Annotated in this window: 19 protein-coding genes, 1 pseudogene and 1 riboswitch; of the genes and pseudogenes, 7 read left to right on the top strand and 13 right to left on the bottom strand. The window is 74.1% G+C overall.

Annotated elements, in window-relative coordinates; all coding sequences use genetic code 11:
- Positions 1-499: 499 nt before the first annotated feature.
- The 3 genes and pseudogenes from cobC to KK483_RS06925 form a co-directional block, all read right to left on the bottom strand.
- Positions 500-1,570 carry an Rv2231c family pyridoxal phosphate-dependent protein CobC gene (gene cobC / locus KK483_RS06935; protein ID WP_262004323.1) on the bottom strand — a complete coding sequence of 357 codons (1,071 nt, stop codon included), beginning with the start codon at positions 1,568-1,570 and terminating at the stop codon, positions 500-502.
- A complete protein-coding gene (locus tag KK483_RS06930) occupies positions 1,554-2,378 on the bottom strand; it encodes a sirohydrochlorin chelatase (RefSeq protein ID WP_262004322.1) in 825 nt (274 codons plus the stop codon). The genes cobC and KK483_RS06930 overlap by 17 nt, the downstream gene beginning before the upstream one ends.
- Positions 2,375-3,043: pseudogene (locus KK483_RS06925) on the bottom strand (cobalamin biosynthesis protein); the annotation flags it as partial. The gene KK483_RS06930 and the pseudogene KK483_RS06925, both read right to left, overlap by 4 nt.
- Positions 3,044-3,096: 53 nt before the next feature.
- On the opposite strand from KK483_RS06925, the gene KK483_RS06920 reads away from it, so the two are divergent.
- Positions 3,097-3,834 carry a ZIP family metal transporter gene (locus tag KK483_RS06920; protein WP_262004321.1) on the top strand — a complete coding sequence of 246 codons (738 nt, stop codon included), beginning with the start codon at positions 3,097-3,099 and terminating at the stop codon, positions 3,832-3,834.
- A 26-nt stretch (positions 3,835-3,860) separates the two neighbouring features.
- Here KK483_RS06920 and KK483_RS06915 read toward each other — a convergent pair whose 3' ends face one another.
- The 7 genes from KK483_RS06915 to KK483_RS06885 all read right to left on the bottom strand — a co-directional run bounded on the left by KK483_RS06915 (position 3,861) and on the right by KK483_RS06885 (position 12,511).
- Positions 3,861-5,351: a cobyrinate a,c-diamide synthase gene (locus KK483_RS06915; protein WP_262004320.1), complete on the bottom strand. Its 1,491-nt coding sequence runs from the start codon at positions 5,349-5,351 to the stop codon at positions 3,861-3,863.
- Between the two features lie 10 nt (positions 5,352-5,361).
- A complete protein-coding gene (gene cobO / locus KK483_RS06910; protein WP_262004319.1) occupies positions 5,362-5,970 on the bottom strand; it encodes a cob(I)yrinic acid a,c-diamide adenosyltransferase in 609 nt (202 codons plus the stop codon).
- Positions 5,970-8,084, bottom strand: coding sequence for a putative cobaltochelatase (locus tag KK483_RS06905; RefSeq protein ID WP_262004318.1), 2,115 nt, complete (start codon positions 8,082-8,084; stop codon positions 5,970-5,972). Before KK483_RS06905 ends, cobO begins: the two co-directional genes overlap by 1 nt.
- A gap of 103 nt (positions 8,085-8,187) precedes the next feature.
- Positions 8,188-9,732, bottom strand: coding sequence for a cobyric acid synthase (locus KK483_RS06900; RefSeq protein WP_262004317.1), 1,545 nt, complete (start codon positions 9,730-9,732; stop codon positions 8,188-8,190).
- The gene (locus KK483_RS06895; RefSeq protein WP_262004316.1) at positions 9,729-10,694 is read right to left on the bottom strand and encodes a cobalamin biosynthesis protein; all 966 of its coding nucleotides are present in this window, start codon (positions 10,692-10,694) and stop codon (positions 9,729-9,731) included. Before KK483_RS06895 ends, KK483_RS06900 begins: the two co-directional genes overlap by 4 nt.
- A gap of 34 nt (positions 10,695-10,728) precedes the next feature.
- Positions 10,729-10,882: riboswitch (cobalamin riboswitch) on the bottom strand.
- Between the two features lie 129 nt (positions 10,883-11,011).
- Positions 11,012-11,242, bottom strand: coding sequence for a hypothetical protein (locus KK483_RS06890; RefSeq protein ID WP_262004315.1), 231 nt, complete (start codon positions 11,240-11,242; stop codon positions 11,012-11,014).
- Between the two features lie 12 nt (positions 11,243-11,254).
- Positions 11,255-12,511, bottom strand: a complete 1,257-nt coding sequence (locus tag KK483_RS06885) for an inorganic phosphate transporter (protein WP_262004314.1) — start codon at positions 12,509-12,511, stop codon at positions 11,255-11,257.
- Positions 12,512-12,815: 304 nt separating this feature from the next.
- On the opposite strand from KK483_RS06885, the gene KK483_RS06880 reads away from it, so the two are divergent.
- The 3 genes from KK483_RS06880 to KK483_RS06870 all read left to right on the top strand — a co-directional run bounded on the left by KK483_RS06880 (position 12,816) and on the right by KK483_RS06870 (position 16,373).
- Positions 12,816-13,616, top strand: coding sequence for a class II aldolase/adducin family protein (locus KK483_RS06880; protein WP_262004313.1), 801 nt, complete (start codon positions 12,816-12,818; stop codon positions 13,614-13,616).
- A gap of 81 nt (positions 13,617-13,697) precedes the next feature.
- Positions 13,698-14,825, top strand: coding sequence for an alpha/beta hydrolase (locus KK483_RS06875; RefSeq protein ID WP_262004312.1), 1,128 nt, complete (start codon positions 13,698-13,700; stop codon positions 14,823-14,825).
- A gap of 186 nt (positions 14,826-15,011) precedes the next feature.
- The gene (locus KK483_RS06870; RefSeq protein WP_262004311.1) at positions 15,012-16,373 is read left to right on the top strand and encodes a hypothetical protein; all 1,362 of its coding nucleotides are present in this window, start codon (positions 15,012-15,014) and stop codon (positions 16,371-16,373) included.
- 61 nt (positions 16,374-16,434) lie between these two features.
- On the opposite strand, the gene KK483_RS06865 is transcribed toward KK483_RS06870, so the two are convergent.
- Positions 16,435-16,836, bottom strand: coding sequence for a VOC family protein (locus tag KK483_RS06865; protein WP_262004310.1), 402 nt, complete (start codon positions 16,834-16,836; stop codon positions 16,435-16,437).
- A 160-nt stretch (positions 16,837-16,996) separates the two neighbouring features.
- The gene (locus KK483_RS06860) at positions 16,997-17,887 is read right to left on the bottom strand and encodes a neutral zinc metallopeptidase (RefSeq protein WP_262004309.1); all 891 of its coding nucleotides are present in this window, start codon (positions 17,885-17,887) and stop codon (positions 16,997-16,999) included.
- A 299-nt stretch (positions 17,888-18,186) separates the two neighbouring features.
- Between KK483_RS06860 and KK483_RS06855 the strand changes: the two genes are divergently transcribed.
- The 3 genes from KK483_RS06855 to KK483_RS06845 all read left to right on the top strand — a co-directional run bounded on the left by KK483_RS06855 (position 18,187) and on the right by KK483_RS06845 (position 21,338).
- Positions 18,187-19,785 carry an ABC-F family ATP-binding cassette domain-containing protein gene (locus KK483_RS06855; RefSeq protein WP_262004308.1) on the top strand — a complete coding sequence of 533 codons (1,599 nt, stop codon included), beginning with the start codon at positions 18,187-18,189 and terminating at the stop codon, positions 19,783-19,785.
- A gap of 364 nt (positions 19,786-20,149) precedes the next feature.
- Positions 20,150-20,371 carry a helix-turn-helix domain-containing protein gene (locus KK483_RS06850; protein ID WP_006123601.1) on the top strand — a complete coding sequence of 74 codons (222 nt, stop codon included), beginning with the start codon at positions 20,150-20,152 and terminating at the stop codon, positions 20,369-20,371.
- Between the two features lie 166 nt (positions 20,372-20,537).
- Complete coding sequence (locus KK483_RS06845) at positions 20,538-21,338, top strand: enoyl-CoA hydratase/isomerase family protein (RefSeq protein ID WP_262004307.1); 801 nt, start codon at positions 20,538-20,540, stop codon at positions 21,336-21,338.
- A 108-nt stretch (positions 21,339-21,446) separates the two neighbouring features.
- On the opposite strand, the gene KK483_RS06840 is transcribed toward KK483_RS06845, so the two are convergent.
- The gene (locus KK483_RS06840; protein ID WP_262004306.1) at positions 21,447-22,151 is read right to left on the bottom strand and encodes a hypothetical protein; all 705 of its coding nucleotides are present in this window, start codon (positions 22,149-22,151) and stop codon (positions 21,447-21,449) included.
- Between the last annotated feature and the right edge of the window lie 99 nt (positions 22,152-22,250).

Here is a 22,250-nt window from a genome sequence, read left to right as displayed (position 1 = left end):
CTGCCGCCACCTCCTGCGGGGCCGACCCTGCACGGCCCCGCCCCGGGGGTCGTCCGCCGGGTGCGGGCCGGTGGGTGGTTGTCGCGCCCGCGGGTTGTTGTTCGTCTGCGGGCCGGTGGGTGGTTTGTGCCCACCCGTCCCGCCCCCTAGGACTTCGTCCTGGGGGGACCCTCAGCGGGACGACTGCCCACAAACCTGACCGCCGGGGTCGGCCACGGCCGGTGACCTGGCCCGGGGGGCGCGGAGGGGTCGGGTTCGGGACACTCAAGCGTGATTTGTGGCACGCAACACGCACGGCACCTACACAACCCCGGGCGGCGTCCCGTACGGGGGTCCGGGGGTGTCCCCCGGAAAAGCACAGCATGCTGTCCCGGACACGAGCCCCGCAGCGCCACCCGGACGGCAACCACCCGCCACCGGGCAACCCCAACACACCCAGCCCGTCCGGCGCTTGAGGACAAAAACTCCGGGCACCAACCCAACACGCGGCAACACCGCGTCAGCCCCCGTGGGTGAACGTCAACGCCTGGTCCAGCGCCTGCAGGACGCGGCCCGTCGTCGCGCGGTCCCGCACCGCCAGGCGGAGCCAGTCGCGGTCCAGCCCCGGAAACGTGTCCCCGCGGCGCACCACGAACCCCAGCGCCCGCAGCCGCTCGCGCACCGCGTCCGCGCGCTCCACGCGGATCAGTACGAACGGCCCCGCCGCCCCCTCCACCGTCCGCACCTCGTCGAACTCCGCGAGCCCGGCCACGAGATGGGCCCGGTCCTTGGCGACGCGTTCCGCCGCCGTCGCCGCCTCCGCCAGCGCACGCGGCGACACACACGCCGCCGCCGCCGCCAGCGCCGGTGTCGACACCGGCCACAGCGGCTGCGCCCGCTCCAGCTGCGCGATCGTCTCCGGCGCGGCCAGCGCGTAACCGATCCGCAACCCCGCGAGCCCCCAGGTCTTGGTGAGGCTGCGCAGGACGACGAGTCCCGGAACGTCGGTCCGCGACGCCAGCGCCTCCGGCTCGCCGGGCACCGCGTCCATGAACGCCTCGTCGACCACCAGGATCCGCCCCGGCCGCGCCAGCCCGGCGATCACGGAGGCCGGGTGGAGCACGGACGTCGGGTTCGTCGGGTTGCCGATCACGACGAGGTCGGCCGACTCGGGCACGGCCGCAGGGTCCAGGCGGAAGCCGTCCTCCGCCCGCAGCACGACCCGCGTCACCGTGTGCCCCGCGTCCCGCAGTGCCGCCTCCGGCTCGGTGAACTGCGGGTGCACGACCACGGGCCGGCGCCCCCGCAGCGCCGGCAGGGCCCGCGCGAGCAGGACGAACGCCTCGGCCGCCCCGGCCGTCAGCAGCACCCGCTCCGTCGGCAGCCCGTGCCGTGCCGCGACCGCGGCCCGCGCCGCCCGCCCGTCGGGGTACGCGGCGAGCGACAGAAGCGACTCGGCGATCCGCTCGCGCAGCCACGCCGGGGGAGTCCCGGCGCGGACGTTGACCGCGAGGTCGGTCACCCCCCAGCAGTCGCGGACCTCCGCGTCGCCGTGGTGCCGCAGATCGTGCTTGTCAGTGTGCGCGTGCATGGTCGTCCCGCCGGTGCTCGGGCTGCGCCGGCACGGGTGCGGCGACGGCCTCCCGGAACCGCTCGACGACCAGGTCGGCCAACTCCTCGACGGGGCCGATCGTCTCGGCGAAGCGGACGTTCGTCTCCGGGTGGGCCTCTGCCCAGCCCTCCGCGTGCAGCCGTGCCCGCTCGACCGGGCCGCCGTCGAAGAGGACGTACGGCAGCACGATGATCCGCTGTGCCCCGAGCCGTACGCAGCGGTCGAGCCCGGTCGGCACATCGGGCGCGGCCGAGGACACGAACGCCGTCTCGACCCCTGCGTACCCGCGGCCCTCCCAGAGCAGCCGCGCCGCCCGGTGCACCTCGGCGTTGGCGTCCGGTTCGGTCGAGCCGGGCGCGACGAGCAGTACGGTCACCTCGGCCCGGTCCCGCGGCGTACGGCCCGCCTTGTCCGCGCCGATCGCCTCGTCGAGACGCTGCTCCAGCACGGCGAGCAGCGCCGGGTCGGGGCCGAGCGGCCGGCCCTGTGCGACGGACAGCTCGGGGTGCTCCTCGCGGGCGGCCGTCAGCGCCTCCGCCATGACGTTCTCGGCGCGCGCTTCGGGCACCAGCGCCAGCGAGACCGCGGTGAGCCGCGCGGCACCCGCCGCGACGAGCTCGTCGACGGCGTCGGTGACCGGCCACCGCTCCGCCCCGATGAGCCCGCCGGCGACGGGAACCTCGGGGTGGCGGCTGCCCAGCAGCGCCACGAAGTCCTGGAACGCCGCGGCGGCGGCATCGTGCCGGGCGCCGGGGGCGGCGATGAGCAGAGCGGGCGGGGAAGTCACGCGTTCTCCTTGGAGGCGGGGTTGTCGGTGCCGTCGTGTCGGTGGTGCTGCCGGTAGTGATCATGTCCAACGCGGCCGGCTCCACTCCGCGCGGGGTCGTGCTCCGGCTCCGCCATCCTTCCTGAGTCCGCCGTCCCGTGGACAACGGGTTCCGGAACGCCAGGATCCGGAAGGCGTACGATCGCACAGGTCACCCTGCCAGGTCGCCCCTGCGACCCCGACGTCCGCTTCGGCACGAGCAGCTCGCTCCCCGGCAGGGACGCCCCACCCAGGGGTTCCCCCTGCACAGGCGCCCCGCCCGCGAGTTCCCGGCCGATCCGCGCCGAGCCCATGAGTGCCGTGCCCATGAGCGCTGCACCCATGAGCGCTGCGCCCATGAGTGCCGCGGCCTCCGCCACCGACGGGGTCCCCACCGCCTCCTCCGCCGCCCCGGACGGATGCGGCACCGGCACCCGGGCCAACTCGCCCGCGGGGAATCCGTGCAGAGGCACCCCGAGCGCGGCCGCGGCCGCCACGATCCCCGGCTCGGCGGCCCTGGCCTCCAGCGTCGCCAGGGCGACGACCGCCTCCGGCGCCGCCCCGGCCTCGCGCAGGACGTCCCGGATCAGCCCGAGCACCTCCTCGGCGGGCGCACCGGGGCGGGCGCCCACTCCGACGACGAGGGCGCTCATGGCGTGGCACCCGGCGCCGGCGGGGGCACATCCGCTAGCAAGAACGCATGGCGGTGATCGTCGCGCTCGGCGCGTTCCTGATGACGCTGTTCGGCGGGTGGACGGCGCAGCGCGTCACCGACCGGCGCCACCTCGTGCTGGGCCTCGCGGGCGGGCTGATGCTCGGCGTGGCCGGACTCGATCTGCTCCCGGAGGCGATGGAGGCGGCGGGTCAGGAGGTGCTGGGCGTGCCGCAGGCCCTGCTGCTGTTCGTGGGCGGTTTCCTCCTCGCCCATCTCGTGGAGCGGCTGCTGGCGGCCCGTCACGCGGCACACGGCGCCTACGACGGCGGAGGGCACCGGCATCACGCCCCGCAGATCGGCATGGCCGCGGCCGCGGCCATGATCGGGCACAGCCTCATGGACGGCATCGCCATCGGCGCCGCGTTCCAGGCGGGCGGCGGCATGGGCGTCACCGTGGCGCTCGCCGTGATCAGCCATGACTTCGCCGACGGGTTCAACACGTACACGGTCACCAGCCTCTACGGGAACGAGCGCCGCAGGGCCCTCGCCATGCTCCTCGCCGCCGCGCTCGCCCCTGTGGTGGGCGCGGCCTCCACGCTGCTGTTCACCATGCCGCGGGAGCTGCTCGGCGGCTACCTCGGTTTCTTCGGCGGCGCGTTGCTCTACCTCGCCGCCGCGGAGATCCTGCCCGAGGCGCACCACCGGCACCCGGCCGGCTCGACGCTGCTGTGCACGGTGACGGGGGTGGCGTTCGTCTGGCTGGTGACGGGCATCGCGGAATGATCCGCGGCGGCCGTGCGAGCGGTGCCTCACGCCCGCCCGGACCGCCCGGACTGTTCCGCCGATTCCGTCCATTCCGCGCAGTGACGTACGAAGCGGAGCGCGGTCTCCGGCGCGGCCGCCCAGTGCGTGTGGACGTAACTCGCGTGCACACCCTGCCGTACGAAGCCCTCGACCCGCGGCTCGGGCTGCCGCAGCCCCCAGGCCGCCTGCGGTCCCGCGCCCGGCTCGATGACGGTGCGGTGGAACTCGTGCCCCCGCATCCGGGTCCCCGCCGCGGCAAGGGCGCTGTCGGTCACGGCCACCGCCTCCCGGTAGCCGAGCGTGAGCCGCTCGGACATGCGGGCGTCGGCGTCCAGCACGCCGCACATCGGCTTCCCGTCCAGCGAACGCGCGAGGTACAGCAGCCCCGCGCACTCGGCGGCGACGGGCGCACCCGCCTCGGCCAGTCCGGCAACCGCCTTGCGGAGGCGCGAGTTGGCGGACAGCTCGGGCGCGTACACCTCGGGGAACCCGCCGCCGATGACGATGCCGCTGGTCCCTTCCGGGAGTTCCTCGTCACGCAGCGGGTCGAACGGCACGGCGTCCGCGCCGGCGGCACGCAGCAGCTCGGCGTGCTCGGCGTACGAGAACGTGAACGCGGCCCCGCCGGCGACGGCGACGGCCGGTCGCGGATCCGCCGCGGCTCGGGGCGCCTCCGGGGGGCACCCCCAGGCGCCGGTTCCGGTACCGGCACCGGCGGAGCCGCTCCGGGGGAGGCCGGACACGACCGCCCCGCCGGCGTGCGGCCGCAGGGCGGCCCCGGGGTCCCACGCATCGGCGCGCAGCTCGGGCGCGCTGCGGGCCAGCGCCAGCAGGCCCTCAAGGTCGCAGCCCAGCCGCACCTGCTCCGCCTGCGCCGCCACCGCGTCCAGCGCCTCCGCGTGCCGCTCCGCGACCGGCACCAGACCCAGATGCCGCGACGGCGTCGCCACGGCCGGCGCGCGCCGCAGCACGCCCAGCACCGGCACCCCGGACTCCTCCAGCGCCTCCCGCAGCAGCGTCTCGTGGCGGTCGGTCGCCACCTTGTTGAGGATGACGCCGCCGAGCCGCACCTCCGGGTCCCAGGCGGCGAAGCCGTGCACCAGCGCCGCCACCGACCGGGACTGCGACGACGCGTCCACGACGAGCACGACCGGTGCTCGCAGCACCTTGGCGACCTGGGCCGTCGAGGCGAGCTCGCCCTGTCCGGCCGCACCGTCGAACAGCCCCATCACCCCCTCGACCACGGCCAGATCGCAGCCGCGCGCGCCGTGCGCGAAGAGCGGCGCGATCAGCTCCGTACCGCACATGTACGCGTCGAGGTTGCGGCCCGGACGGCCGGTCGCGAGCGCGTGGTAACCGGGATCGATGTAGTCCGGGCCCACCTTGTGCGGGGAGACGGCCAGGCCGCCGGCCGCGAAGGCCGCCATGAGGCCGGTCGCGACGGTGGTCTTGCCGCTGCCGGAGGCCGGCGCGGCGATGACGATGCGTGCTACCACTCGATGCCGCCTACCACTCGATACCCCGCTGGCCCTTCTGGCCCGCGTCCATCGGGTGTTTGACCTTCGACATGTCGGTGACGAGATCGGCGACGTCGAGGAGCGCCTGCGGGGCGTTGCGGCCGGTGATCACCACGTGCTGGGTGCCGGGCCGCTCGCGCAGCACGTCGAGCACCTCGCCCGTGTCCACCCACCCCCAGTGAAGCGGGTACGCGAACTCGTCGAGCACATAGAACCTGTACGTCTCGGCGGCCAGATCGCGCTTGACCTGCTCCCAGCCCTCGCGCGCCTTCTCCTCGTTGGACAGCTCCCCGTCCTGGGGGGCCCGCTGGATCCAGGACCAGCCCTCGCCCATCTTGTGCCAGTCGACGGCGCCGCCCTCGCCGCTCGCGCCGAGCACCCTCAGCGCGTTCTCCTCGCCGACCTTCCACTTCGCCGACTTGACGAACTGGAACACCCCGACCGGCCAGCCCTGGTTCCAGGCGCGCAGCGCCATCCCGAAGGCGGCGGTCGACTTCCCCTTGCCGACGCCCGTGTGCACCATCACCAGCGGGCGGTTGCGGCGCTGACGGGTGGTGAGTCCGTCGTCCGGTACGACGCTCGGCTGTCCCTGCGGCACTACGCGGCCCTCCTCGAATCGCTGCCCATGGTGCGGATGTTCCTCACGAGCCCGGCGATGCTGTCCGGACGCAGCTCGTCCAGGGAGATGGCGGTGCCGCCCAGTTCGGCGGCGAGCGCCCCGGCGAGGCCGAGCCGGACGGGTCCGGTCTCGCAGTCGACGACCACGGACGCGGTGCCGTCGGCCGCGTGGAGCCGTGCCGCCCGTCCGGCGAGCGCCACCGGGTCCGGGCCGCCGCCGGTCGCCCGGCCGTCCGTCACGACCACCAGCAGCGGGCGGCGCGACGGATCGCGCAGCCGCTCCACGCGCAGCACGTCGTGCGCCTTGAGCAGACCGGCGGCCAGCGGGGTCCGCCCGCCGGTCGGCAGCCGCTCCAGCCGGGCGGCGGCCGCGTCCACGGAGGACGTCGGCGGCAGCGCCACCTCGGCCGTGGTGCCGCGGAAGGTGACGAGGCCGACCTTGTCGCGCCGCTGGTACGCGTCGAGCAGCAGGGACAGGACCGCGCCCTTGACGGCCCCCATCCGCTGCCGGGCCGCCATCGAACCGGACGCGTCGACGGCGAAGAGCACGAGGTTGCCCTCGCGGCCCTCGCGCGTCGCCTGGCGCAGATCGTCGCGCCGGACGACGAGACCGGGGCCCGAGCGGCCGCGGGCCCGCTGATGGGGTGCGGCGGCGTGCACGGTGGCCGCCAGGTGCAGCTTGGTGAGCGCCCCCTGGGGCCGCCGGGCGCCGGTCGTCCTGCCGCGCTCGGTACGGGCCCGGGAACGGCGCCCGGCCGCGCCCTCGCCGAGTCCGGGCACGCTCAGCATCTTCGTACGGAACGGCTCGGCGGCCCGTACGGCTGCCTGCTCGCCGGCGCTCGCACCGGGGACCGCGTCCGGCCGGTCGGCGGCCGGTGCGGTGCCGGGGCCCTGCGGCTGGTCTCCCTGCGGCCGGTGCTCCTGCGGCTGGTGCTCCTGCGGCTGGTGCTCCTGCGCCTGCGGGCCCTGCGGCTGGGGGCCCTGCGGCTGGGGCGGAATCCCGCCGCCCGGGCCGCCGCCGGGGCCGCTGTCCGGGCCGTCGGGCTCCGGGTCCGGGTCCGGGTCGCGATCCGGCTCGTCGTCCCCGCCGAACCGCTCCAGCGTCTCGTCCAGCTTGTCCTCGTCGAGCCCCGGCGCGTCGAACGGGTTCCGCCGCCGCCGGTGGGGGAGCGCGAGCAGCGCCGCCTGGCGCACGTCGTCCGCGGTGACGTCCGTACGCCCCGCCCACGCCGCCAGCGCCGTCGCCGTCCGCGCCATCACGATGTCGGCGCGCATGCCGTCCACCTCGAACGCCGCGCAGGTCGCGGCGATCTGACGCAGCGCCGCGTCACCCAGCACCACCTCGGGCAGCAGGGCCCGCGCGGCGACGATCCGCTCGCGCAGCGCCGCCTCGTCGCCCGCCCAGCGGGCGGCGAAGGCGGCCGGGTCGTCGTCGTACGCGAGCCGCCGCCGTACGACCTCCACCCGCTGCTCGGGCTCCCGCGAGGCGGCCACCTCGACCGTCAGCCCGAAGCGGTCCAGCAACTGCGGCCGCAGTTCGCCCTCTTCCGGGTTCATCGTCCCGACGAGCAGGAACCGTGCAGCGTGCCGTACGGAGACGCCTTCGCGCTCGACGTACGACGCGCCCATCGCGGCCGCGTCCAGCAGCAGATCCACGAGGTGGTCGTGGAGCAGGTTGACCTCGTCGACGTACAGCACCCCTCGGTGCGCGTCCGCGAGCAGCCCTGGCTCGAAGGCCTTCACGCCCTCCGCGAGCGCCCGCTCGATGTCGAGCGCCCCCACCAGCCGATCCTCCGACGCCCCGACGGGCAGCTCGACCATGCGCGCAGGCCGCGCCACCCCGGGCCCCGCCTCGTGCGGCCCGTCAGGGCACGCCGGATCCGGCGCCCCCGGCGCACACGAGAACCGGCAGCCGGCCACGACGTCCACCGCCGGCATCAGCGCCGCGAGGGCCCGTACGGCGGTCGACTTGGCGGTGCCCTTCTCCCCGCGCACGAGCACACCACCGACCGCCGGGCTGACCGCGTTGAGCAGCAGCGCGAGCCGCAGGTCGGCCATCCCGACGACGGCGGTGAAAGGGTAGGGGGTGCTCATCGTCTGCTCGCTCCTTCGCTGGTCCCGCGCCGGTTGCGCGGCTCGCCCGTGCCCTGCCGGGGGCAGGGCGATCGCCGTTGCCCCACCCCGTCCGCACCCCGCCTCACGGCGCGCCCGGTGCCACGAACGGCAGGCCCGTGGGCGGTCCGTGCTCGATCAGCCGCAGCAGCGCGTCCGTGTCCGCGTGCTCCTCGATCAGATCGCCGAGCCGGTCCAGCTGCTCCTCCCGCAGCGCCCCGAACGAGGTGTCCGGCGCCGGCACGAACCGCCGTCCGGCCGCCGCCGCGACCACCCGCAGGAACGCCCGCCGGAAGCCGTCGCTCTCCAGCGCGCCGTGCCAGTGCGTCCCCCACACCGCCCCCACCCGGCAGCCTGCCAGGAAGCTCTCCCCGCCGAGGACTTCGGCGACACCATGGTGGATCTCGTAGCCCTCGACCGGCTCGCCGAGCGCCTCGCCGACCGGCCGCGCCAGTGTCTTCTCGCGCGCGAACCGCACCCGTACGGGCAGCAGTCCGAGCCCCGCCACGGTCCCGGCCCGTGATTCGACCTCGTCGTCGATGTGCTCGCCGAGCAGTTGGAAGCCGCCGCAGATGCCCAGCACGGGGCGGCCGTCCGCCGCGCGCCGTACGAGCGCGTCCGCGAGCCCCCGCGCACGGAGCCAGTCCAGGGCGCGCACGGTCCCGCGCGTGCCGGGCACCACCACCAGGTCCGCGTCGGCCAGTTCCTCGGGCCGGTCGACGAACCGCACCACTACGCCGGGTTCGGCCGCCAGCGCGTCCACGTCGGTGAAGTTGGACATCAGCGGTACGGCGCAGACCGCCACCCGCAGCACGTCCTCGCCGACCGGCGGCGCGACGACGGACTCCCTGACCGCGCCCCGCAGGGACACCCGGAGCCCGTCCTCCTCGTCGATGCCGAGGCCGTGCGCGAACGGCAGGACGCCGTAGGTCCGCCGCCCGGTCAGCCCGCGCAGCATGTCCAACCCGGGCTCCAGCAGCGTCACATCGCCGCGGAACTTGTTCACGAGGTAGCCCGCGACCAGCTCCTGGTCCTCCGGGGCGAGCAGTGCGGTCGTACCGAAGAACTGGGCGAAGACCCCACCCCTGTCGATGTCCCCGACCACAAGCACCGGGAAGCGCGCCGCCCGCGCGATGCCCATGTTGACGATGTCGGTGCGGCGCAGATTGATCTCGGCCGGGCTGCCGGCGCCCTCGCAGACGACGACGTCGTACGTGGCGCGCAGCTCTTCCAGGCACGCGACGACCGGTTCGAACAGCATCTGCTGCCGCGCCCCGTGCTGCATTTCCCCGGGGGACGACCCCCCAGGCCCCCCGAAGTACCCGCGCGCGCTCAGCTCGCCCACCGGCTTCCCCATCAGCACGACCTGGCTGGAGCGGTCGCTTCCGGGCTTGAGCAGCACGGGGTTCATGAGCGCCGAGGGCTCCACGCGGGCCGCCTGCGCCTGCATGGCCTGCGCCCGGCCGATCTCCGCGCCGTCGCGGGTCACAAAGGAATTGAGGGACATGTTCTGCCCCTTGAACGGCGCGACCTTCACCCCCCGGCGCACCAGCCACCGGCAGATCCCGGCCGTGACGACGCTCTTGCCCGCGTCCGATGTGGTCCCGGCGACCAGCAGTCCGCCGCTCATGTCCGCCTCCCCTCCAGGGCCCGCCCCAGCCGCCCGGCCACCAGCCGCGCACCCACGCAGGCAGCCAGCGTCAGGGCGGTGACGCGGCGCGACAGCCGCACCGCCCGTTCGATGTCGGCGACCTCGACGTCACGGCCGTGGTCCCCGTTCAGCACGGGCCGGTGCTCGACCCGTCCCGCGTACGCGAGCGTCCCGCCGAGCCGCACGCCGAGCGCCCCCGCGAACGACGCCTCCACCGGGCCCGCGTTGGGGCTCGGGTGCTTCGCGGCGTCGGCGCGCCAGGCCCGTACCGCACCGCGCGGATCGCCGCCGGCGACCGCGGCCAGTGCCGCCGTCAGACGGGCGCCCGGCCAGCCGGCCGTATCGTCGAGCCGCGCCGAGGCCCAGCCGAACCGCCGGTAGCGGGCCGACTTGTGGCCGACCATCGCGTCGAGGGTGTTGACGGCACGGAAGGCGACGAGGCCCGGCACCCCGCCGACCGCGCCCCAGACGAGCGCGCCGACGACCGCGTCCGAGGTGTTCTCGGCGACGGACTCGACGACCGCGCGGGCGATGCCGGCGCCGTCCAGGGACTGCGGGTCGCGCCCGCACAGATGCGGCAGCCGCTCGCGGGCGGCGTCGATGTCCCCGGCCGCCAGCGCCCCGCCGATCGCGCGGGCCTCGCGGCCCAGTGACGTACCGCCCACGACGGCCCAGGTGGCGGCCGCGGTCAGGGCGACGGACGCGGCGCGGGAGCGGCGCACGGAAGCGGTGGCCAGCGCACCCGCGGCCCATGCGCCCCCGGCGCATACAACGGTGTGCAGGGCGCCCCACCCCCGGTGGTCGCGCCAAAGGGCCCGCTCGACGACAGTGGCGGCCCGGCCGAAAGCGGCGACCGGATGCCCGCGGCGCGGATCGCCGAAGACCAGGTCGCCGGCAAGTCCGGCAGCGGCGCCGCAGGCAAACACCTGCTCGGCACGCATGTGCGTCCTCACTCAGGGTCCGCGCCCCGGCTCGACGTGACTGACCGGCGGGAGAGAGTTCCTGGCTCCGGGAGCGCTCCGTCGAAGGGGAGCGCTCCTGTGACAGTGGCGGGACCGCGCCGGATTCGCACCGGCTTCCTCTCTGCCGCCGTAAATGGCTCCGGAAGTCCACCACGGGCCGCGAACACCCGTCAACTCGCCCTTGACCTGCGACGGGAGAGTGTGCCGAGGCCCACACGCGGCCGTACGCGCCAGGGGCCGGACACACCCGGAGGTGTGCCCGGCCCCTGGGCCCCCGTGACGGGGACGCGCCGGTGTCAGGCGACGATCAGATGGATCCCGTACGCCACGGCCGCCGCGCACAGCGCGAAGCAGGCGTACGCGCCCGTGCGGGCGAGGACGGCGGAACCGCCCGAACCCCCCTGTGCGGAGGCGGCTTCCTGCTTGGAGAGGCCCACGATGCCCAGGGTGAACAGGCCCACCAGGGCGACGGTGACGGCGAGGCTCACGCCGAAGACGGAGCCGAGAGCTGCCCAGTCGATCTTCATGGTCTTCTCTCCTTACACCGTGGCGGCGGGTGCGGGTGCGTGCTCACCTGTGGCCGCGGGCGCGGCCGGGGCGGGGATGGTGACCTTGAGGCCGTCCGTCGCCCCGTCGGTCCCGGTCCCGGTTTCGGACCCGGCACCGGACCCGCCACGGGCACCGGTCGCGGCGGCCTCGTCGTCCGTGACGTTGGTGTGGTCGACCGGCTTGCGGCGCGAGAGCGACCAGATCGTGCCCGAGCCTGCGAGCAGCAGCAGCGCCACGGCGGCGATGCCCCAGGTGCCCTGGCCGGTGAGGAACTCGGCGGCGGCACCGACGAGTGCGGCGGCCGGCAGGGTCAGGCCCCACGCGACGAACATCCGGGTCGCGGTGGACCAGCGGACGACGCCGCCCTTGCGGCCGAGCCCCGCGCCCATCACGGCGCCGGAGCAGGACTGGGTGGTGGAGAGCGAGAAGCCCAGGTGCGAGGAGGCCAGGATGACGGTCGCGGCGCTGGTCTGGGCGGCGAAGCCCTGCTGCGGCTGGAGGTCGGTCAGGCCCTTGCCCATGGTGCGGATGATGCGCCAGCCGCCCAGGTACGTACCGAGGGCGATCGCGAGACCCGCGGAGACGATGACCCACATCGGCGGGTTCGAGCCCGGGGCGAGGACCCCGCCGGTGACCAGGGCCAGGGTGATGACACCCATCGTCTTCTGCGCGTCGTTGGTGCCGTGCGCGAGGGAGACGAGGCCGGCGGAGGCGATCTGGCCGGCCCGGTAGCCCTTGGACGTGGCCTTGTCGTCGGTCCTGCTGCCGATCCGGTAGGTCAGCCGGGTCGCGAGGAACGCGGCGAGGCCGGCGACGACCGGCGCGGCGACGGCCGGGATCAGCACCTTGGTGACGATGGTGCCGCCGTTGACCGCGGAGAAGCCCGCGGACATCACGGCGGCGCCGATGAGGCCGCCGAAGAGCGCGTGCGAGGAACTGGACGGCAGGCCCAGCAGCCAGGTGAGCAGATTCCACAGAATCGCGCCGACGAGGGCCGCGAAGATCACTTCTGTGCGGATGCCCGCTTCGTTGATGATGCCGCCGGAGATCGTCTTGGCGACTTCGATGGAGAGGAAGGCGCCGACGAGGTTGAGCACGGCGGACATGGCCACCGCCGTCTTCGGTCTGAGTGCACCGGTCGAGATGGTCGTCGCCATCGCGTTGGCTGTGTCGTGGAAACCGTTCGTGAAGTCGAACACGAGAGCGGTGATGATCACGATCCCGAGGAGAAGCGTGATGTTTTCCATTTACCCAGGCTTCTTTTGGATGTCAGTGGCGCGCCGAACGTAGGCAATCTGGATGAACAGAAGATGAACTGAGTGGGGCTTTGAGGTGCTGGCAACGGGTTATGGCCATTCCACTGGTGCGGTGGAGCGCAACTGGTGCGACAGGCCGGACGCACGGCGGAAAGGCTTCAGCGCGGGCTTCACGGGGGTCCCGAGGCGCTCCGGAGCACCCCTTGCCCTCGCGCGCCGGACCCCGTCGCGCGTGCCGTCGGCCCCTCGAAGAGATTCTGGTCACCCTGCGGAGCGGACCTGGAAGGATCACCGCATGACCAGTCGGCAGAGCAGCGAGCGGCAGGGCAGCGAGTGGCAGGGCAGCGAGGGGCAGGGCACCGGGCACGGGGGCGCCGAGCAGGACGGCCGGCTTGGGCAGGGCGCAGCGCACGGGCAGGACGGCCGGCACGGGCAGGACGTGATCGGACGGGCGTGGGCGGAGCTCGTGGCCACGGCCCGCAGGACCGCGGCGGACGGGCTCGTCGTCGGCACCTCGGGCAACGTCTCCGTACGGGTCGCCACCGAGGACGGCGACCTCGTCCTCGCCACGCCCAGCGGTGTGCCCTACGACCGGCTCGGCCCCGGGGACGCCGTCGGCGTCGGCCTCGACGGGCGCCGGCGACTGGGCGAGCTCACGCCCACCAGCGAGCTGCCGCTGCACCTGGAGATCTACCGCGCCACCGACGCGGCCGCCGTCGTGCACACCCATGCCGTGCACGCCACCGCCGTCTCCACCCTGGTCACGGAGCTCCCGCTGGTCCACTACATGGCCGCGGCCCTCGGCGGACCCGTCCGCGTCGCCCCCTACGCCCTCTACGGCAGCGAAGAGTTGGCCGAGAACATGCTCGGCGCCCTTGCGGACCGCACGGGCTGTCTGCTCCAGAACCACGGGACCGTCGCTTACGGAGACTCACTCGACCAGGCGTACGACCGCACCGCGCAGCTGGAGTGGATGTGCCGGCTCTGGCTCGCGGCGAGCTCCGTGCCAGGGCGGGAGCCGTCCCTGCTCTCCCGCGCCCAGCTCGACGAGGTCGGCGACAAGCTCCGCGGCTACGGCCAGCACCCGGGCCGCTGAACCGCAGCCGGTCCCCAACGGCGTCACCCGCCCCGCCCGCGCCCACTGGCAGCCCGGCCGTGACGTGCTGACACTGGAGCAGTGCGCCCGGCTACAGCGACGGCAGCGGCCGTCACCACCCTCATCGGTCTCGGTGCGGCCACGTTCGCGGCCGGCCGTTATGCCAGCGACGCCGCGCTGAAGGCACCCGCCGGCCGGCCGCTGCCAGGCGAGCCCCGGCTCACCGTGCACGCGACGGGACCGGGCCGCATCACCCTGACCCGCAGCCTCGTCGCCGTCCGACCCGGTATCTACGGCCTCACCGGCACCGGAGTGCACGCGGTCGTCGGGCCCGTCCTGGAGGACGTGCCGCACGCCGCGGACACCGTCGTGCGGCGGCTGGAGAGCGTGGCGCACGGCAGCCTCGACATCGGCACCAAGGTGCGGCTCACCCCGCAGCTGCACACCGGCACGCCGAGCAGCGCCCTCGGGATCGACCACCAGGACGTGGAGATCCCTGGCGAACTCGGTACCCTGCCCGCCTGGTTCGTCCCCGGCCCGCGCGGCACCTGGATCATCGCCGTGCACGGCCTGGGCGGCACCCGCGAGCACACCCTGAACCTGCTGCCGTTCCTGGCCGGCCGGCAGCTGCCCGTCCTTTCCCTCGCCTACCGGGGCGACCCGGGCGCGCCCAGCTCGCCGGACGGCCTGGGCCATCTCGGCGACGCCGAATGGCGCGACCTGGACGCGGCCGTCCGGTACGCCGTCGGCGCCGGCGCCGAACGCGTCATCCTGCACGGCTGGTCCACCGGCGCCTCCATGGCGCTGCACGCCGCCGCCAACTCCGTGCACCGGGACCGGATCGCCGGGCTCGTCCTGGACTCCCCGATGCTGGACTGGGAGGCGACCCTGCGCGCTCTGGCGACCGCCCGCCGCACCCCGTCCGTCCTGCTGCCCCTCGCCGTACGCGCCGCCCAGGGCCGCACCGGGCTGCACGGCAACCGGCTCCAGGAGGCCGCCGACCCGGACGCGCTGCGCGTCCCCACGCTGATCTTCCACGGCCCCGACGACCGGCTCGCCCCCTGGGCGCCTTCCCGCGAGCTCGCCGCCCGCCGCCCGGACCTGGTCACCCTCCAGACCGTGCCGGACGCCCCCCACGCGGCCATGTGGAACGCCGACCCCGCCCGCTACGAGGAAGCACTCCGCCGTTTCCTCACCCCCCTGATCTAGAGACTCCCTGGCCGCCCCGGTTCCGCCGGGGCCCGCCCAGGTCCTGTCCGGGGCCCCGCCGGGCCGCTTCGAAGCCGCCTCGACCTGCCCCTGTCGCCCCTCCGCCGCCTCTTTGCGGCACCCCCCTTCCACGAGATCGCGGATTCCGTTTGGGCTTTCGGGCGGTCAGCGGGAAGACTGCTCCCCGTGACGTCCCGTAACCTGCGCGACTCCAGACTCCGTCTCGTCCGCCCTCGCCCCACGGTCACGGCCCGCCGCGCCGTGTCGAACCGGCGTACGCGCCCCGCACCGCGCCCGCCCGAGGGCACTCCGCCCCCCTCGGAGCTGGCCCGCCAGGCGCGTGAGCTGCTCGCCGACGCGGTCCGCGTCGCCCGCTGGGCCGCCGCCGCCCGCGACACGGCGGCCGGCCCCGCCGCGCGGGAACGGGCGGCCGCCGCGCTGGAGCTGACACCGGACCAGGTGAGCGCGGGCTGGGACCGCGCCCGCCTCGCCGGGCTCGTCGAGCTCCACGGCGACATCGCACGCCCCGGCTGGCGGCTGAACGTCTGGGACCGCGACGACACCGCCGTGCTGCGCGGCTGGGTCGCCCTCTTCGACGCCTGGTCCCTGGTCCACCCCGCCCCCGCCGATGTCGCCCCCGCGGCCGTCGCGGAGGTCGTCGAAGCCGTCCCCCAGGTGCTCTCCCTCCTCCAGCTCTCCGCGGGCCCCGTGCTCGTGCCCGCCCTGCTCGACCTGCTCCAGCAGCGCGTCGCGGAACTCCGCGAGGAGCGCTGCGAGGTGCCCTACGGCCCCCAGCCCGATCCGGCCGCGACCGCCGAGTCCGACGTCCCCCTCTCGGCCCTGCTCGACTGGGCCCTGGAGGGCCTCGCCGCGGTCGGTGCGCTCACCCTCGGCCCGGACCAGGCCACCCTCACCCCGCTCGGCAACTGGGCGGTCTGGGTCAAGCTCGAACAGATCTGCGTCGCCGCCCAGAGCCCCGCAGGCCATATCGAGCAGTCCGCCGAGGACATGCTCCGCGGCTGCGCCCGGCTCAGCCCCGGTCCCGCCCGCGACGAATACCGGGCCTGGCTCGCCGCCCGCACCGTCTCCAGCGCCGTCGCCGAACTCCTCGCCGCCGCCCGTGGCGAGGACGCCCTGCTCCGCGGCCTCGCCTTCGAGGCGCTCCGGGTCGTCGGCGGGCCCGCCGAGGCCGGGGTGCGCGCCGCCGCCGAAGAGCCGTCCCTGCGTCCGTACGCGCTGCTCTGGCTCGCCGAGTACGAGGGGGCGGACCCCGAGGACACCGCCGAGGTCCTCACCCGCGAGGAGGCCACCTGGCTCTGGGTGGACACCGCGGCGGCCGTCGCCGACCACGGCGAGACCGCGCTCCTGGTCCGCCACCTCGACTCGGCGGTCCAGGGCACCGTCCCCGCGCTGCTGGACGAGATCAGGGCGGTCGGCCACCCGCGCACCGTGCAGGTCCTGGTCGCCCTCGCGGCCGCCCACCCCGACCCCGCCCTCGCCAAGGCCGTCCGCCGGGCGGCCTTCCAGGTCCACACCGGGGGCGCCTAGGCCCTACCGGTACCGGCGGAACCGCGGCCGCACAGCGCCCCGGGGCGCGGGGCCCGGGAGATCAGCCCTCCGCCCCCGGTCTGTACGTCCCGAAGCTCCAGACGTTGCCCTCCAGGTCGCGCGTCATGTAGTCCCGCGAGCCGTAGTCCTGGTCGGTGGGCGGCGTCACGACCTCCACGCCGTGCTCCACCGCCCTGGCATGGTGTGCGTCGACGTCGTCGACATGGATGAAGACGCCCGCCGGACCGCCGGCCTCCATCAGCTTGTCGAACGGGCTCCCGGTCCCCTTGCTGCCCAGCATCACCATCCCGTTCCCGTACGACAGCTCGGCGTGGACGACCCTGCCGTCCTCGCCCTCGTACACGGCGTGCTCCGTGAAGCCGAATGCCTCGGTGAGCTGCTTGATCGCCGCCTTCGCGTCCGCGTACACCAGCGTCGGACAGATGTCCGGTGCCTCCGCCATGCCGATCACCCCTCTATTTCTGCTGGACTCGCTCGCTCGACCACAGGACTGTGAGCTGGGTCTCAGTCTGGCAGGGGGCGCCGACAACGCCCGGCACCTGTGGAAAACCTCCCGGTCGGCCCGGTCGGCCCGGTCGGCCCGGTCGGCCCGGCTCGCCCGGTCAGCGGAAGGTGTTGCACGCGGCCATGTCGCCGGTGCGGTAGCCCTGGTAGAACCACTGCTGGCGCTGCGCCGCCGAGCCGTGGGTCCAGGACTCCGGAGTGACCCGGCCCTGGATCGCCTCCTGGATCCGGTCGTCGCCCACCGCCGCGGCCGCGTTCAGGCCGTCCCTGATGTCCTCGTCCGTCAGCCGTGTCAGCAGGGGCCTGCCGGTCCGCTCGTCAGGGGTGGTCGTCGCGTGGTGCGCCCACACTCCCGCGTAGCAGTCGGCCTGCAACTCCACGCGGACCGCGTTGCTGCCCGGACCCACCCGCCGGTCCTGCGCACGGCCCAGCGTGCCCATCAGGTCCTGGATGTGATGGCCGTACTCGTGCGCGACGACGTACGCCTGCGCGAAGGGGCCGCCGCTCGCTCCGAACTTGGTCCGCAGGTCGTTGAAGAAGTCGACGTCCAGATAGACCTTGCCGTCCCCGGGGCAGTAGAACGGCCCGACCGCCGCGCTCGCCGAGCCGCAGGCGGTGCCGACCCGGCCCGTGAACATCACCGTAGGCGCGTCCGCGTAGCGCCCGCCGCGCCGTGCGTACTCCGCGCGCCAGAAGTCCTGCACGCTGTTGACCACGGCGACGACCCGGCAGTCCTCCCGGATGTTCGCGTCCGCGCCCTTGCGGCAGGCCTGCGCGACCTGCGCGGCGGACGACGCGCTGTCGCGCGGCTCCTGACTGCCCTCGGTGAGCCCCAGCTGGTCCGGCCCCACCCCGAACAGCAGGCCGAGGACCAGCGCGATGAAGCCGACGATGCCGCCGCCGACGGTGGCCTTGCCACCCGGAATGCGGCTGCCGCGCACATCCTGGACCTCCGAGGTGTCCAGATCGGCGTTTTCGTCGAACTGCATGTCCCGAGTATCGAACAGTGCCGTACGACTCGCCCCTTTTGTCCGCCTGTCGCTGCCTTGCCCGCCGCCTCGCCCTCCACCCCGCTCGCACCCCGCTCACCGCCCCGTGCCAGTGCCCCGCGGCACGTCCGCAGCAGGTTCTCCCCACGGCCCGGCGACCGTGGGGAGAACCACAGAAAAGCGGTTGCATCCGCCCGGTAGACTGGCCCGTATGGCAATTCTCCTCATGGATTAGACGGCGTCGAAGCTTCCGCACGCCCCGTCGTCCTTCCGCCGTCCGTCCGTTCTGGAGTCTTTCCGTGATCACCGCTTCCGGCATCGAGCTGCGTGCCGGCGCCCGCGTCCTCCTCGAGTCCGCCACCTTCCGTATCGCCAAGGGCGACCGCATCGGCCTCGTCGGCCGCAACGGAGCGGGCAAGACCACCCTCACCAAGTGCCTCGCCGGCGAGGGCGTCCCCGCCGCCGGCCAGATCGCCCGCTCGGGCGAGGTCGGCTATCTCCCGCAGGACCCGCGCACGGGCGACCTCGACATCCTCGCCCGCGACCGCGTCCTCTCCGCCCGCGGCCTCGACGTGCTGATCCGCAAGATGCGCGAGAACGAGCACCGCATCGCCACCGGCAAGGGCACGACGCGCGACAAGGCCATGAAGCAGTACGAGCGCCAGGAGACCGAGTTCCTGACGAAGGGCGGGTACGCCGCCGAGGCCGAGGCGGCCACCATCGCCGCCGCGCTCAACCTGCCCGACCGGGTGCTGGGCCAGCCGCTGCACACCCTCTCCGGCGGTCAGCGCCGCCGTGTCGAGCTCGCCCGGATCCTGTTCTCGGACGCCGACACCCTGCTCCTCGACGAGCCGACCAACCACCTCGACGCCGACTCGATCGTCTGGCTGCGCGACTACCTGAAGACGTACCGGGGCGGTTTCATCGTCATCTCCCACGATGTCGACCTCGTGGAGACCGTGGTCAACAAGGTCTTCTACCTCGACGCCAACCGCTCCACGATCGACATCTACAACATGGGCTGGAAGCTCTACCAGCAGCAGCGCGAGGCCGACGAGAAGCGCCGCAAGCGCGAGCGCCAGAACGCCGAGAAGAAGGCCGCCGCGCTCAACGCCCAGGCCGACAAGATGCGCGCCAAGGCCACCAAGACCGTCGCCGCGCAGAACATGGCGCGCCGCGCCGAGCGGCTGCTCGCCGGCCTGGACGCGGTCCGGGTCTCCGACAAGGTCGCCAAGCTGCGCTTCCCCGAGCCGGCGCCCTGCGGCAGGACCCCGCTGATGGCCGAGGGCCTGTCCAAGTCGTACGGCTCGCTCGAGATCTTCACCGACGTGGACCTCGCCATCGACAAGGGCTCCCGCGTCGTCATCCTCGGCCTCAACGGCGCCGGCAAGACCACGCTGCTGCGCCTCCTCGGCGGCGTGGAGAAGCCCGACACCGGCCAGGTCGTCGAGGGCCACGGCCTGAAGCTCGGCTACTACGCGCAGGAGCACGAGACCCTCGACCCGGACCGCACCGTCCTGGAGAACATGCGCTCCGCCGCGCCCGACCTGGACCTGGTCGAGGTGCGCAAGGTGCTGGGCTCCTTCCTGTTCTCCGGTGACGACGTCGACAAGCCGGCCGGAGTGCTCTCCGGCGGTGAGAAGACCCGGCTCGCCCTGGCCACGCTGGTGGTCTCGTCGGCGAACGTGCTGCTCCTCGACGAGCCGACCAACAACCTGGACCCGGCCAGCCGCGAGGAGATCCTCGGCGCGCTGCGCACGTACAAGGGCGCGGTCGTGCTCGTCACCCACGACGAGGGCGCGGTCGAGGCGCTGAGCCCGGAGCGGATCATCCTGCTGCCGGACGGCATCGAGGACCTGTGGGGCGCGGACTACGCGGATCTCGTCGCGCTCGCCTGAGGGGCCTCCGCGGGACGGGCTGCGGGTGATCCCTCCGCACTGATCCACTCCGTATGGATCATTCGGCTCATGGATGATCCTTCATCTGAGTGAGTACGTCTCGTACCCCGGCGTGGCGGCGCGCTGAAACGGTCCGCCACCGCACGGAACCGCTCCGTCCGGGCCCTGGCGCCCTGACCTGGAATTTCATCCTGTGAGACGCCGAAACGTCTCGGCAGCCGCCACCGGAATTCGAGATTCCGATGGCGGCGCCGCTTTCGTGGCCGTCAAAGCCTTTCGCACGGACCTTGTCGAATGGGTGGCCATGAAGCCCCGGAGGGGTGATCATGAGAGTCCAGAGCGCACTTCCCATGAGGAGGCACGGGTGGCCGAGACTCTGAAGAAGGGCAGCCGGGTGACCGGCGCCGCGCGCGACAAGCTCGCGGCAGACCTGAAGAAGAAGTACGACTCCGGTGCGAGCATCCGGGCGCTGGCCGAAGAGACCGGCCGCTCCTACGGGTTCGTACACCGGATGCTCAGCGAGTCCGGAGTCACGCTGCGGGGACGCGGCGGGGCGACGCGGGGCAAGAAGGCCGCATCGGCCTGACGGCCGACGGCGGCAGCTGCTCCGAGCGGCGTCCGAGGCCGGCAAGCCGGTTCCGGTGGTGTCGGCCACCCGGTCGATCCTGAGGTCGACCGGGTGGTTACTGTGCAGTCACTTCGTTGTCGCTGCACCGATCGCACCCCACCGTTACCGGAACCGGAGGCACCTCATGACTTCGCTCGACTCGCTGGACCCTGTGCTCGACAAGGACGGCGTACGGCTCAGCGTCGAGGACGCGGTGGCCACGGTGACCCTCAGCAATCCGGCCAAGCGCAATGCCCAGTCTCCCGCTCTCTGGCGGGCGTTGGCGGAGGCCGGACGGTCGCTGCCGGGCACCGTGCGGGTCGTTGTGCTGCGCGGCGAGGGCAAGTCCTTCTCCGCGGGGCTCGACCGTCAGGCGTTCACGCCCGAAGGCTTCGACGGTGAGCCGTCGTTCCTCGACCTCGCCCGCGGTTCGGACGCGGAGCTGGACGCGGTCATCGCCGAGTACCAGGAGGCGTTCACCTGGTGGCGCCGCAACGACATCGTGTCGATCGCGGCGGTCCAGGGCCATGCGATCGGTGCCGGGTTCCAGCTCGCCCTCGCCTGCGATCTGCGGATCGCCGCGCAGGACGTGCAGTTCGCCATGCGCGAGACCAGCCTCGGGCTGGTCCCGGACCTCACGGGGACCCACCCGCTCGTCTCGCTCGTCGGCTACGCCCGCGCGCTGGAGATCTGCGCGACCGGGCGCTTCGTCCAGGCGGAGGAGGCCGAGCGCATCGGCCTCGCCAATCTCGTCGTGCCCGCCGGGGAACTCGGCGCGTCCGTGCGCGACTTGGCGGCCGCGCTGCTCGCCGCGCCCCGCGACGCCGTGATCGAGACCAAGGCGCTGCTGCGCGGTGCCCAGGGGCGTACGTACGAGGAGCAGCGGACGGCCGAGCGGGTCGCCCAGGCCCGGCGCCTGCGCGACCTCGCGGGCCTGGCCGACTGAGGCCCGCACATCACCCCCTGGGGCGCCGCATCAGCCGGCACCGCGCACTACCGACACCGCGCACCGTCGGCACGGCGCACCGGTCGTCCGCGCCCTGGGGTGCGCTGCTCAGGCCGGTACGTCCGTGATCAGCACCGTCACCGGGACGGGCTCCGGAAGCAGCGGAGCGACCGCCTTCCGGACGGCCAGGGCCACGGCCAGCGGACGGTGACCACGCGACGTCGCGCATTCGACCCGGACGGACGAATCCGCGACACGGACCGGTACGCCCAGCGCGTCCGTGAGGTGGGCGACCCCCGGCGCCGCGGCGGCCGCCCTGCCCAGCTCGCCCTGCGCCGGTGCCGCCGACACCTTGGCCGGCGACTTCCCGGAATCCGGGTCGGGTCCCGCTCCTGATTCCGGTCCCGGTGCTGCGTCGAGCAGCGCCGTCACCCGCAGATCGATCTCCGTCACGGCCAGGTCCAGGCGCTCCACGGCCGCGGTGTGGAGCGCCGCGCGGAGCCGCTCCGCGAGGACGGGGATCGGCTCGTCGGGGGCTGCCGCGAACTCCGCCTCGATACGCAGGAGGCCCGGTGGCAGGGCCCCGGGCGGGGGCGGGACCACGGGTTCCGCCGCGAGTCCCGGGTCGGCGAGCCCGATCCGCAGCCGCCCCACCACCGCGCCGCGCACCTCCCCGGCCGCCGCCGCGTGCAGCACGGACTGCGCCGCACGCTCCGTGAGCCAGGCCCCGTCCGCTGCCGTACCGAGCGGGAGGATCCTGCCCAGACCAAGCCGGGCCCGTACCGTCCCGGCCCATCCGTCCGCCGTCGTCATTGCTCCAGCCTGCCGCATCCCCGGCGCGGGACGGGGCAAGCGCACATAGTGTGGTCACCGGGGTCAGGAGTCCACCACCGCCCGGAAAGGGACGCATGG

The organism is Streptomyces sp. FIT100 (assembly GCF_024584805.1).
GTDB lineage: Bacteria > Actinomycetota > Actinomycetes > Streptomycetales > Streptomycetaceae > Streptomyces.
The sequence above is the reverse complement of the archived record's forward strand: the minus strand, read 5'-3'. Positions and strand labels throughout refer to the sequence as shown.